Below are 12,236 nucleotides of genomic sequence, written 5' to 3' on the forward strand. Positions count from 1 at the left end.
TGCGGGTCCGGGTCCGGCCCGTCGTCGCAAGGGCCGTTCGCCGCAGGCTCGCCCGTTACCTTTCTCGTGGCCCCGCAACGGGGCGCCTGGCCCCCGGGCCCGGTATGGCTGTCTGCCCCCTGTCGTACGCATGACCTGGGGGGTGTTGCCGCCGGGCTTCGGGGCACCGCTTGACCGCTGATGAGGGGCCTGACGACCGCCTGGTCCGGTGCAACGCCGGACCGCTGAGGGTGGGGATGTCTGCGTAACGTGGTTGCCGGCGTGTGGTGCCGCAGGGACGGCCGGGAGTTGAGGAGACGAGAGGCGAGGGGCACGCGCACATGGTCGACACGACCGCGATAGATCTCTTCCTCGGCCTGGACCTGGGCAAGGAGTTCCATCACGCCCATGGCCGGACCGGGGACGGCAGAACCGTGCACGACAAGCGGCTGCCCAACACCGAACCGAAACTGCTGGAGCTGTTCAGCAAGCTGGTGGCGAAGTTCGGCACCGTTCTTGTGGTCGTGGACCAGGTCGCCAACATCGGCGCGCTGCCGTTGACGGTGGCCCGCGCGGCGGGCTGCCGGGTCGCCTACCTGCCCGGCCTGTCGATGCGACGGGCCGCCGACCTGCACCCGGGTGAGGCCAAGACCGATGCCCGCGACGCTTTCGTGATCGCCGAGACCGCCCGGTCCATGCCACACACCCTGCGCGCGGTGGACCGTGACGACGAGACGCTGGCCGAACTGACCATGCTCACCGGCTACGACAACGACCTGGCCGGCGAGGTCAACCGCACCACCAACCGGCTGCGCGGCCTGCTCTCCCAGATCCACCCCTCCCTCGAGCGCGTGCTCGGCCCGCGCCTGGCCTACCCCTACATTCAGGCCCTGCTGTCCCGGCACGGCTCACCGGCCAGGCTGAAGAGACTCGGCCGGGCCCGCTGCGAGACCCTGCTCAAGACACACGGTTCCCGCAAGGCCCACCACCTCACCACCGAGATCTACGACGCGCTCGCCGAGCAGACCCTCGTCGTTCCCGGCACCGAGGCATCCGCTCTGATCGTGCCCGGCCTGGCTGCCCAGCTCGCCGCCGCCCACACCCAGCGACAGGCCACCGAGCAGGAGATCGCCGCCCTGCTGGAGGCCCTCCCTCTTTTCCACCTCCTGACGTCCCTGCCCGGCCTGGGCGTCAGGACCACGGCCGCCGTGATCGTCGGGATCGGTGACGGCACCAGCTTCCCCACCGCCGGGCACCTCGCCTCCTACGCCGGACTCGCCCCGGCCACGAAGTCCTCGGGCACCTCGATCCGCGGCGAGCACGCACCCCACCGCGGCGACCGGCTCCTCAAACGCGCACTGTTCCAGGCCGCGTTCGCCGCGATCGGCTGCAAAACCGACCCGTCCTCACGGATCTACTACGACCGCCAGCGCGCACGCGGCAAGACCCACACCCAGGCGATCCTCCGTCTGGCGCGGCAACGCGTGAACGTCATCCACGCGATGATCCGCACCGGCACCCTCTACGAGCCCCGCACCCTCGACATCGCTGCCTGAACACTCCACCCGCCTACCCTCTCCACCCCGTCACGCCCGCGCACCGGCACGCCACCCCCCGCCAAGCCGGCCACCGGCCTGCCCACACAGCACCCGACCCGCCGGGAACGTCACGCTTCGCGTGACGTTCCCGAAAACCAGCGCGAACCCCTACGAACCAGCCCCACCAGGGTTGACGAAACAGATAGGGGCACCCCCCCGATCGCCGCAGGCTCGCCACCGGTCCCGGGGCATGATGCCCGCCCCCCGGGACCGGCATCATGCCCCGGACGGACCCGGCGGGGCGCCGTAGCACCCCGGTCCCGTTCACGCAGTACCACGGTCCCGTCCTTGCCCCAGTGATCAACCGTGCGGCCCGAGGCCGTCGTCACACACCGCGGGGGCACGTCCTGCCCCCGCGGAGACGATCTGGAGGCAAGCCATGAAGCAGCGGGCTGCGCGCACCACCTCACTGGCGATGGTGGCGGTCGCACTGCTGGGAACGGCCACCGCCGCGCCCTCGGCGCACGCGGCGGAGCGGACGGACCGGGGTCACGAGGCGACCCGTACCGCACTGCGGGCGCTGGTCGAGAAGGGGGAGTTGCCCGGAGTCGTCGCCACGGCCCGTGACGGCAAGGGGAGTTGGTCCGGCACTGCGGGGTACGCCGACACCGCCACGGGGCGCGAGCGCTCGCCCGCCGAGCACTTCCGCGGGGCGAGCATCACCAAGACGTTCATCGCGACCGTCCTGCTCCAACTGGAGGCGGAGAGGCGGCTGAGCCTGGACGACACCGTCGAGACATGGCTGCCGGGCCTGGTCCGGGGCAACGGCTACGACGGCAGCACGATCACACTGCGCCGACTGCTCAACCACACGAGCGGCATCGCCAATCACACCGACGACCCCGCCATCGCCCACAACTCGGCCGGCCCCGGCTTCCCGGAGCACCGGTACGACACCTACACGCCCGAGGAGCTCGTGGCGGTCGCGCTGAAGCAGCCGCCGCGCCCCGACCCGGAGAAGTCGCCGCTGTACTCGAACACCAACTTCGTGATCGCCGGAATGGTCATCGAGAAGGCGACCGGCCACGGGTACGCGCAGGAGATCACCCGGCGGATCATCGACCCGCTGAAGCTGCGCGGGACGTCGTTCCCCGGCACTGCGCCACAACTGCCGGACCCGCACCCCGTCGGGTACTCCCGGCTCCACCGGAATGCCCCCGACACCGAGGTGATCGACGCCACCGAACAGAACATGACCTGGCTGGGCGCGGCGGGCGACCTCATCTCCACCACCGGCGACCTCAACCGCTTCCAACGCGCCCTGATGCGCGGCGAGTTGCTGCCACGGGCCCAGATGAAGGAGATGCTCGAAGAGGTGCCGGACGGAGAGGTCCTCGGATACGGGCTCGGCGTCGAGTTCGCCGAGCTGTCCTGCGGGGTGCGGGTGGTGGGCAAGAGCGGCCGCACCAACGGCTCGCTGTCGGCGATGGTCGGCACGGCGGACGGCAGGCACCAGCTGACGTTCGACATCAACGGCGACTGGCTGCGCGACAGCTCGCTGTACACCGACGTGATCGAGGCCGAGTTCTGCGGCACGATCCCGGCGCCAACCTCCCGCGGGCGGCAGGGCGCGTGAGGGCCTCCCGCCCGCCGGCGGGGCCGTAATCGGATTGCCCGCACGGGTTCCGCCGCATACGTTCCCCGCATGCGCGCGGATCAGGAGCTTCTCAACGTCATCGACATCGAGGCGACCTGCTGGGACGGGCAGCCCCCGGCCGGGGCGGTCAGCGAGATCATCGAAATCGGGCTGACCGTCGTCGACCTGCGGGCGGCCGAGGGGGGCTCCCCTGCTCGAACGAAGTCGGGAGCTCCGGGAAGGATCGCCCGGCACCGCATCCTGGTCCGCCCGGCCCGGTCCTCGGTCAGCGCGTTCTGCACCGAACTCACCGGCCTGACCCAGGCCGAGGTGAGTACGGGCGTCTCCTTCGCGGATGCCTGCCGCATACTGGCGGCCGAGCACGACGCGGGGATACGCCCTTGGGCGAGCTGGGGCGACTACGACCGCAACCAGTTCACCCGCCAGTGCCGGGCCACCGGCACCCGCTACCCGTTCGGCCACCGCCACACCAACGCCAAGATCCCCTTCACCGCCGCCCACGGTCTGCGCAAGCGTCCCGGCATGGCCCAGGCGCTCCGGGTGGCGGGCCTCCCCCTGGAGGGCCGCCACCACAGCGGCGCCGACGACGCCTGGAACATCGCCGCCCTGATCCTGGACACGGCGGCCCGGGGCGCCTGGCCGACCGAAGGCTGACGAGGGCGCCGCGGACAGTGTGCCGCGGACGAGAGCGCCGTCGGCGGCATGCCGCCGACGGATCACAGGCCCCGACGGGCCACGGGACCGGCCCGCGCGATCCGGGCACGGGATCGCCCCACACGCTCCGACCCACGCGGTCCGGCCCACGCGCTCCGGCCCGCGCGACGCGGGCCCGCCCGCCGCCGTCACACCACGCCGTGCATCGCCTTGCGCACCTCCTCCAGCGTGGCCTCGGCGGCCTCGTTCGCGCGCACGTTCCCGGCCCGGAGCACCGCCCTCACGTACCTCATGTCCCGCGCGAGCTCCGCCCGCCGTGCCCGGACCGGCGCCATCCGGTCGTTGACGGCCTCGGTCACCGTCCGCTTGAGGGCGGCGGCGCCCCCGTCGCCGATCTCCTCGGCCACCGCGTGCGGGTCGCGGTCCAGGCAGAGCGCGGCCAGCAGGACGAGCGAGGACACCCCGGGCCGGGCCTCCGGGTCGTAGGTGATGCACCGGTCGGCGTCCGTCGTCGCGCTCCTGATCAGCCGCGCCGTCTCGTCGGCGGTGGCGGCCAGCGGAATGGAGTTGCCACGGCTCTTGCTCATCTTGGTGCCGTCGGTGCCGAGCAGCAGCGGCGCGGCGGAGAGCAGCGCGTCCGGCTCCGGGAACACCTCCCCGTACCGCTCGTTGAACCGGCGCGCTACGGTCCGGGTCACTTCGAGGTGCGGCAGCTGGTCGCGTCCGACCGGCACCAGATTGCCCTTGCAGAACAGGATGTCGGCGGCCTGGTGCACGGGATAGGTGAACATCAGCCCACTGACGGAGGACTGCCGGGAGTGCGCGATCTCGTCCTTGACCGTGGGGTTCCGGTTCAGTTCGGCGACGGAGACCAGACTGAGGAAGGGCAGCATCAGCTGGTTGAGCGCGGGCACGGCGCTGTGGTGGAAGATCGTCGAGCGCTCGGGGTCGATCCCGACGGCCAGGTAGTCCAGGACCATGGCCTCCATGTGCTCGGTGAGCCGGTCGGCCACGTCCCGGTCGGTGAGCACCTGGTAGTCGGCGATGATCACGAAGACGTCCACACCGAGGTCCTGGAGCCGGACCCGGTTGTGGAGGGTGCCGAAGTAGTGCCCGAGGTGCAACGGCCCGGTGGGCCGGTCCCCGGTCATCACCCGGAACCGCTCCGGCGCCCGGAGGATCTGCCGCTCCAGCTCGGCGGAGCGGTGCCGGGCGGGATCGACGTCGATGACGGGGGCGGGGCCGGTGGCCGGGGCTGCGGCTGCGGCTGCGGCTGTGTTCACGGTGCTCATGGGGCTTCTCTCCTTGCGGGTACGGCTTGCGTGGAGGACGGCCCGCCGCCTTCGGCGGCATCCGCACCCGTACGAGGGCAGAGAAAGAGGGCCGTCCGTTTCGAACGGCCCTGGTTCCGTGCAGATGGGGTGGCCGCTCCTAGGAGGAGCGCCACCAGTTACGGCACGGTACGGAGGTCATGGGCGCGATAGTAGCGCGAGTACGCCCGCCGGTACGGGCACGGTTCACACTCCACGACCACACCGGTCACGCTACGCGACGGCACGGTCAGGCGGCGATATCCGTGCGCCAGCCTTCCACCTCGGCCCAGATGATCAGTCTTGCGGGTTTCTTCCTGAGCACGGCGAAGATCAGGTCCGGGGTGAAGCTGTCTGCGGGTGCGGGTACGAAGAGCGGTCCCGTACTGGTCGTCCTCGCACCGGTCACCGGGTCGGCGACCTCCAACGTGGCACCGGAGACCTCAAGTTGAACGTCTCCGCCGACGGCCCGGATGTAGGAAGACAGTTCGGTGATGTATCGGGCGAGATCACGCAGTTCCTCATCCGCCTCGTCAGCGTCTGTCCGGGTGAGTTCATCGATACGGTGAAAATCGAAGCCGGTGGCACCAGTCTCCAGATCGATGACACGTTGGAGTTCCACACCCATGCGGAGGGCGACGTCTTCGCGGGTGGCTCGCGCACGTTCACGGAGCTCGACAAGGCGGACACCACGCTCTTCGGCGGCCAGGGCCTCGGCTCCCCGCTCGATACGTTCACGGGCCGCTGAATCGTCCGGGAAGAACTCGTCCAGGAAGTCATCGAAGCTGTCGTACGTGCCGGACTCAGTGGTCATTCGCGGCCCTCCTGCATCTCCTTCAAGTGTCGCTCATAACGTTCTTCGGCAATCGGTACTGTCTCGTCGTACCACCTGGACCAGTTTCCCGCTTTGTTTCCCGCAGCGAGGATGACGGCACGGCGCGCAGGGTCGAAAACGAACAGCATACGGACAGACACTCTCTGGCCGGAGCGTGGCCGAAGCTCCTTCATCGCGTACTTCGACCCCTTGATCAAGTCTGCGGTCGGCCGGGCGAGGGCAGGCCCCCGTTCCGTAAGACGCTTGATCGCTTCGCTGATGTGTTCCAGGGTTTCCGGATCCTCGCGGCGAAGCCGGTGCAGCCAGTCGCGCACCTCGGGAACGATCTCAAGCCGGTAACTGCTTGGGCTCTGCGGTGCCAAGCGGGTTCCTCCTCCTGCTCAGTGCCCGGCCGGGGCAGTAAGGCGTTCGGGGCAGGAATGCGGTGGCGAGAGGGGTCGAGGCAGCGACCCCTCTGGTTTTCCGTCTGGGCGCGACAGCCCTGCACAGCCACTGCCGGCGCGCCCCCGCTCCCCTTCCGCCCCAACGAGTCGCGCGTCGGGTTCAACGAGACGACCCACGACCCGTCACGTGCGCAATCGCCGCGCGCTTCATCAGATCCACCTGTTCGGATCACCAAGCGTCCGCCGGGAGAGGAGCCCAGACCGCAAGGGGAAGCCACACACGTCACACCGAATCCCTCCACACCCACGACGGTGCGATCCAGCAGGGCCGGAGCGGGCGAAGGGCCGGACAGGAGCCAGGAAGCCGGGCCCGGGACAAGACACCCGGCCGGCCCCCGTCACTTCTTGGCGTGCTCGCCCACGTAGAACAGGAGGTAGACGAAGCCGGCGAAGAGGTGCGTGGCGAAGACGTAGACGAAGACGCGCAGCGCGACTCCGCGCTCCTTCCAGCGCTCGGTGTCGCCGCTCCGGTCGCCCCCGCTCACACGTCACCACCTCCGCCCGGCGCGGGCCGTACAGCGGGCCCGTACATCCCGTCCAGAGTACGCGCGCCCCCGGCACGCCCCCCTCGGAACGGCCCGGAATAGCCCGGAGGCCCACCCCGTTGTAGGGTGTGCTCACGTAGTTCAACATTCAACAAAAACTACTCATCAGCTCAGGAGGCGGGCGCCATGGAGTTCGGGATCTTCACCGTCGGGGATGTCACCACCGACCCGACGACCGGCAGGACACCGAGCGAGCACGAGCGGATCAAGGCCACGCTCGCCATCGCGCAGAAGGCGGAGGAGGTCGGCCTGGACGTCTTCGCGACCGGCGAGCACCACAACCCGCCGTTCGTCCCGTCCTCGCCCACCACCACGCTCGGCTACATCGCCGCCCGTACCGAGAAGCTGATCCTGTCGACGTCCACCACGCTGATCACCACCAACGACCCGGTGAAGATCGCCGAGGACTACGCGACGCTCCAGCACCTCGCGGACGGCCGCGTCGACCTGATGATGGGCCGCGGCAACACCGGCCCGGTCTACCCCTGGTTCGGCAAGGACATCCGCCAGGGCATCCCGCTCGCCATCGAGAACTACGCCCTGCTGCACAAGCTGTGGCGCGAGGACGTCGTCGACTGGGAGGGCAAGTTCCGTACGGCGTTGCAGTCCTTCACCGCGACCCCGCGCCCGCTGGACGGCGTCCCGCCGTTCGTCTGGCACGGCTCCATCCGCTCCCCGGAGATCGCCGAGCAGGCCGCCTACTACGGCGACGGGTTCTTCCACAACAACATCTTCTGGCCGGTGGAACACACGAAGAAGATGGTGAACCTCTACCGGCAGCGGTACGCGCACTACGGCCACGGCACCGCCGAGCAGGCCATCGTGGGCCTCGGCGGTCAGGTGTTCATGCGGAAGAACTCGCAGGACGCGGTACGGGAGTTCCGCCCGTACTTCGACAACGCCCCGGTCTACGGGCACGGGCCCTCGCTGGAGGACTTCAGCCGGGAGACCCCCTTGACCGTGGGCTCCCCGCAGGAGGTCATCGAGCGGACCCTGTCCTTCCGGGACGCCGTCGGCGACTATCAGCGCCAGCTGTTCCTGATGGACCACGCGGGACTGCCGCTGAAGACGGTCCTGGAGCAGCTCGACATCCTCGGCGAGGAGGTCGTCCCGGTGCTGCGCAAGGAGTTCGCCAACCTGCGCCCGGCCGGGGTCCCGGACTCCGCGCCCGTCCACCCGGCCGTCGCCGCCGCCCGCGCCACCACGAAGGAGGTCTGACCACCGTGTCCACCGCACCCCGCGCCTTCGCCACCGAACCCGTGCGGATCGTCGCCGTCTCGGCCGGGCTGAGCAGCCCCTCGTCCACCCGGCTGCTGGCCGAACGGCTGGCCGGCGCCGCCCGTGAACGGCTGCTCGCCGAGCAGGACCGCACGGTCGAGGTCCGGGTGATCGAGCTGCGCGACCTCGCCGTCGACATCGCCAACCACCTGGTGACCGGGTTCCCGCCGGCCGCTCTGGACGAGGCGATCAAGGAGGTCGTGGAGGCCGACGGCCTGATCGCCGTCTCGCCCGTCTTCACCGCCTCGTACAGCGGGCTGTTCAAGTCGTTCTTCGACCTGATCGACAACACGGCGCTGACCGGCAAGCCCGTCGTCGTCGCGGCGACCGGCGGCACCGCCCGCCACTCGCTGGTGCTGGAGCACGCGATGCGCCCGCTCTTCGCCTACCTGCGCGCCACCGTCGTACCGACATCCGTGTACGCGGCGTCGGAGGACTGGGGCGCGTCCGGCGACGAGTACACCGACGGCCTGCCGTCCCGCATCCGCCGGGCGGGCGGCGAACTCGCCACCATGATCACCGGCGGCCGGGCGGCCTCCGGGGCGTCGAGGACACGCGGCCTCGACGACGAGGTGGTGCCGTTCGAGCAACAGCTCGCCGACCTGCGACTGGACTGATCCGCCACTCGGCCCCGGCCGGGGACCCCCGTCCCGGCCGGGCTGTCCGGTTTGATTAGAGTTGCCGTGAAAGATGCGTCGTACGAAGGACATGTGCGGGGTTCCTTCGCATGTCCTCGCACGACGCCTCTTCGCACTGAGCCGAACCGAGCTGGAGGCAGTGATGGGCAGGATCGTGGTGGGCGTTGACGGCTCCGAGTCGTCGATCAAGGCACTGCACTGGGCCGTACGCCAGGCGGAACTGACCGGTGACACGGTGGAGGCCGTCAACAGCTGGGAGTACCCGGCGACCAGTTGGGCGTCCATGATGCCGGGCATGCCGGAGGACTTCGACCCGCAGGCCCTGGCGACGGTGTCGCTGACCGAGGCACTGGAGGAGGCCCTGGGAGCCGAGGGAGCCGCCGCGGTCAGCAAGGTCGTGGTGATCGGCAACCCGGCCCAGTCCCTGCTCGAACGGGCCAAGGGCGCGAACCTGCTGGTCGTCGGGGCGCGCGGGTACAGCGGCTTCAAGGCCACCCTGCTCGGCTCGGTCAGCCTCCACGTCACCCAGCACGCCCCGTGCCCGGTGACGGTCGTGCGCGACTGAGGACTGTCCCGGAGCGGCACCGGTGCCGTGACCGGCGAACGCTGCCGGGAACGGCGCAGCGCTGCCGGGAACGGCTCAGTGCTCGGCCGGACGACGACGGAAGCCACAGGACGACGGGCCCGCACATCTGCGTGCGGGCCCGTCGTCCTGTCTCCCGGAGGCCGGTCGGGTTCTCCCGTACGCGCAGAGAACCCGGGATCTCCCGTACGCGCAGGGGGTGCGGATCCTCTCGTGCACGTACGGGATTTCAGGTTCTCTCGTGCGTGTAGAAGATGTAGAACGCGGTGACGAACATCCCCAGCCCCACCGACAGCCCCAGCGCCGAGGACCTCAGCACGCTCGACCCCGTCAGCCCCACCAGCAGGCCGATCGCCGCGGCCGTCAGCGCCCCGTAGGCCGCCCCTCGCACCAGCGGCAGCATGGAGCGCTGGGTCCGCCCCAGGGCGAAGCAGAGCACGGCGAGCACCACCGCGGTGAGAAGGCCGTACCAGAACTGCCGGTAGCCGGTCGCGCCGTGGTTGCGGAGGATGAACGACGCGTACAGGCCGTACACCGCGCCCAGCACGGCGGGTACGGCCCAGGCGGACATGTTGCTCCGCCGCGCGTGCGCCGGGCCCCGGCCCCGGGCCCGTCGACGTGTCGGCATCATTGCGTGAATGGCCATGGCGGAGAACTCCTTCCGTCGCCGGTCTCCATCCAGGGCACACCCGGCCGCCCCGCCCGGCAACTCGGATGGCGTACGGCCCGGGGCGCGGCGCCGGGGCACGGGATTCCCTGGAGGGATGCGGACGTATTTCTCGGCGACCCGGGCGGGCGCGGTGCTGGTGCCGGTCCTGCTCGCCCTGCTCGTCCCGCTGAGCGCGCTGTCGGCCTGGGTGGACCTGGAGATCGACGACACCGACCGGTACGTCGCCGCGGTGGCCCCGCTCGCCTCCGATCCCCGGGTCCGCGACACCGTCGCCGAACAGATCACCGACGCGACGATGAAGCAGGTCGACGCCGGTCCGCTCCAGAGCACCGTGCGGGACTTCCTGCACCGGGCGGTGCTGTCCTTCACCACCACCGACGCCTTCCAGGACGTCTGGAACGCCGCCAACCGCACCGCCCACGAGGCCGTCACGGCCGCGCTGAACGGCGAAACCGGCGAGGCCGTGACCATCGATCTGGCCCCCGTGACCGAGCAGGTCAGGAAGAACCTGGAGGACAACGGGGTGCCGTTCGCCGACCGGATTCCGGTCCAGCACACCGACATCACGCTCATCTCCGCCGGCCGGGCCGACCAGTTGCGCCAGACCTTCCGGCTGCTGCGTTCCGGCAGCGTCCGGCCGGCCGTCGGCACGATGGTGTTCGCGGTGCTGGTCGTGGTCGCGGCCGCGGTCGTGGGACGGCTGCGCGGCGGGCCGGGCCGGGGACACGGCGTCCGCGCCGCGTCGGCGGCCACGGCGGTGGTCGGGTTCGGCTTCGCCCTGGGGGCGCTGGTGCTGCGCGCGGTGGTCGCGATCGCCCGGAACAGGGTGCTGGCCGAGGTGCCGGACGGCGAGACGGGCGGTGCGGCGGCGGTGTACGACGCGCTGACCGACTCGCTGCGCACGACGGCGTGGGCCGTGTTCGGGGCGGGGCTCGCGGTGGCGCTGTGTGCGGCGGCGCTGTGGGCCGTACGCGCCCGGTGGCGGCCGGGCCGGGCTCGACGTGCGGCGGTGGACGAGCCGGGGAAAAGTGGTTCTCGTGACCGCCGGATCGGGGACGACTGAGAGGTCATCCACATGCGAGCGATAGCCGTCAGCGCGTTCCGGGCCGAGCCCGAACTCGTCGAGATGCCCAAGCCGGAGCCGGGAGCCGGGGAGGTCCGGGTCCGGGTCGCGTACACCGCACTCAACCCGTGCGACTGGCAGGCCGCACACGACTCCCCGGACGACGAAACCCCCCGGGTGTTCCCGCTGGTCGTCGGGGTGGACTTCGCGGGCCGGGTGGACATGATCGGCAGCGGACCGAACCGCTTCCGGGTCGGCGACCAGGTCTTCGGCCGGACCGCCGGTCCCGTGTCCGGCACCGGTCCCGGCACGTACTGCGACTACACGACCGTGGCGCAGGACTCCGCCGTCGCCCTCGTCCCGCCCGGCCTGCCCCTCGACGTCGCGGCGGCGCTGCCGTCCGCCGGGACGGCGGCCGCCCAGATCCTGGAGACCCTGGCATTCCGCGGCCACGAGAGTCTGCTGGTCGTCGGGGCGGCGGGCGGTGTCGGCAGCCTGCTGACCCAGCTCGCGGCGGCCCGGGACGTCCGCGTGGTCGCGGCCGTCCGCGGCGACGAGCGGGCGCGGATGACAGACCTGGGCGCCGCCGTCACGATCGACACCGTGTACCACCCCCTCGAAACGGCGGTGCGGGAGCTGTTCCCGGACGGTGTGGACGCGTTGGCCGACCTGGTCGCCACCGACCCGGACGACTTCGCCGCCCGTGCCGCGCTGGTGCGCGCCGGGGGCACCGCCCTCACCACCCGCGGCGTCGCCGGGCGGAGCGTGCTCCCCGCCGACGTGACCGGCATCGACTTCCGACTCGAACCCAACCCGGTGCTGCTCGACGTCCTGGCCGCGGGCGCCGCCGAGGGCGTGCTGCGCGTCCCCATCGACATCGAACTCCCGCTGGAGAAGGCCGCGCAAGCCCTCGACCGCAACCGGACGGGCGGCGCACGCGGCAAGACCGTCCTGGTGCTCTGACGCCCCGGGGAGCAGGAGGGAGCGGGCGTCCGACGTCGTGGGTCCCGGCCGCCCGATCCGGACGACGCCGTGCAAGGACG

Annotated in this window: 13 protein-coding genes; 8 read left to right on the forward strand and 5 right to left on the reverse strand. The window is 70.9% G+C overall.

What is annotated here, in order from left to right; all coding sequences use genetic code 11:
* Positions 1–320: 320 nt before the first annotated feature.
* From ACFC79_RS06335 to ACFC79_RS06345, 3 genes are all read left to right on the forward strand, one after another.
* Positions 321–1,535 (forward strand): IS110 family transposase, encoded by a 1,215-nt coding sequence (locus ACFC79_RS06335; RefSeq protein WP_376235958.1) that lies wholly within the window; start codon positions 321–323, stop codon positions 1,533–1,535.
* 421 nt (positions 1,536–1,956) lie between these two features.
* Complete coding sequence (locus ACFC79_RS06340; RefSeq protein ID WP_376235960.1) at positions 1,957–3,153, forward strand: serine hydrolase domain-containing protein; 1,197 nt, start codon at positions 1,957–1,959, stop codon at positions 3,151–3,153.
* Positions 3,154–3,222: 69 nt separating this feature from the next.
* Entirely contained in the window at positions 3,223–3,828 is a 606-nt protein-coding gene (locus tag ACFC79_RS06345; protein WP_376235962.1) for an exonuclease domain-containing protein, read from the forward strand.
* 188 nt (positions 3,829–4,016) lie between these two features.
* On the opposite strand, the gene trpS is transcribed toward ACFC79_RS06345, so the two are convergent.
* The 4 genes from trpS to ACFC79_RS06365 all read right to left on the reverse strand — a co-directional run bounded on the left by trpS (position 4,017) and on the right by ACFC79_RS06365 (position 6,901).
* Complete coding sequence (gene trpS, locus ACFC79_RS06350; protein WP_376235964.1) at positions 4,017–5,120, reverse strand: tryptophan--tRNA ligase; 1,104 nt, start codon at positions 5,118–5,120, stop codon at positions 4,017–4,019.
* A 268-nt stretch (positions 5,121–5,388) separates the two neighbouring features.
* Positions 5,389–5,952: a helix-turn-helix domain-containing protein gene (locus ACFC79_RS06355; protein WP_376235967.1), complete on the reverse strand. Its 564-nt coding sequence runs from the start codon at positions 5,950–5,952 to the stop codon at positions 5,389–5,391.
* The gene (locus ACFC79_RS06360) at positions 5,949–6,335 is read right to left on the reverse strand and encodes a type II toxin-antitoxin system RelE/ParE family toxin (protein WP_376235970.1); all 387 of its coding nucleotides are present in this window, start codon (positions 6,333–6,335) and stop codon (positions 5,949–5,951) included. The genes ACFC79_RS06355 and ACFC79_RS06360 overlap by 4 nt, the downstream gene beginning before the upstream one ends.
* A gap of 419 nt (positions 6,336–6,754) precedes the next feature.
* Complete coding sequence (locus ACFC79_RS06365) at positions 6,755–6,901, reverse strand: DUF6126 family protein (RefSeq protein ID WP_376235972.1); 147 nt, start codon at positions 6,899–6,901, stop codon at positions 6,755–6,757.
* A gap of 186 nt (positions 6,902–7,087) precedes the next feature.
* Between ACFC79_RS06365 and ACFC79_RS06370 the strand changes: the two genes are divergently transcribed.
* The 3 genes from ACFC79_RS06370 to ACFC79_RS06380 all read left to right on the forward strand — a co-directional run bounded on the left by ACFC79_RS06370 (position 7,088) and on the right by ACFC79_RS06380 (position 9,442).
* Entirely contained in the window at positions 7,088–8,179 is a 1,092-nt protein-coding gene (locus ACFC79_RS06370) for an LLM class flavin-dependent oxidoreductase (RefSeq protein ID WP_376235974.1), read from the forward strand.
* A gap of 5 nt (positions 8,180–8,184) precedes the next feature.
* Complete coding sequence (locus tag ACFC79_RS06375) at positions 8,185–8,856, forward strand: FMN reductase (RefSeq protein WP_376235976.1); 672 nt, start codon at positions 8,185–8,187, stop codon at positions 8,854–8,856.
* A 163-nt stretch (positions 8,857–9,019) separates the two neighbouring features.
* On the forward strand, positions 9,020–9,442 hold the full coding sequence (locus tag ACFC79_RS06380; protein ID WP_376235978.1) for a universal stress protein: 423 nt from the start codon (positions 9,020–9,022) through the stop codon (positions 9,440–9,442).
* A 247-nt stretch (positions 9,443–9,689) separates the two neighbouring features.
* On the opposite strand, the gene ACFC79_RS06385 is transcribed toward ACFC79_RS06380, so the two are convergent.
* On the reverse strand, positions 9,690–10,106 hold the full coding sequence (locus ACFC79_RS06385; RefSeq protein ID WP_376235981.1) for a hypothetical protein: 417 nt from the start codon (positions 10,104–10,106) through the stop codon (positions 9,690–9,692).
* Positions 10,107–10,224: 118 nt separating this feature from the next.
* Between ACFC79_RS06385 and ACFC79_RS06390 the strand changes: the two genes are divergently transcribed.
* Positions 10,225–11,193, forward strand: a complete 969-nt coding sequence (locus tag ACFC79_RS06390) for a hypothetical protein (protein WP_376235983.1) — start codon at positions 10,225–10,227, stop codon at positions 11,191–11,193.
* Positions 11,194–11,205: 12 nt separating this feature from the next.
* On the forward strand, positions 11,206–12,156 hold the full coding sequence (locus tag ACFC79_RS06395; RefSeq protein WP_376235985.1) for an NADP-dependent oxidoreductase: 951 nt from the start codon (positions 11,206–11,208) through the stop codon (positions 12,154–12,156).
* Positions 12,157–12,236 lie beyond the last annotated feature (80 nt).

The organism is Streptomyces sp. NPDC056061, assembly GCF_042266885.1.
Classification (GTDB): domain Bacteria; phylum Actinomycetota; class Actinomycetes; order Streptomycetales; family Streptomycetaceae; genus Streptomyces.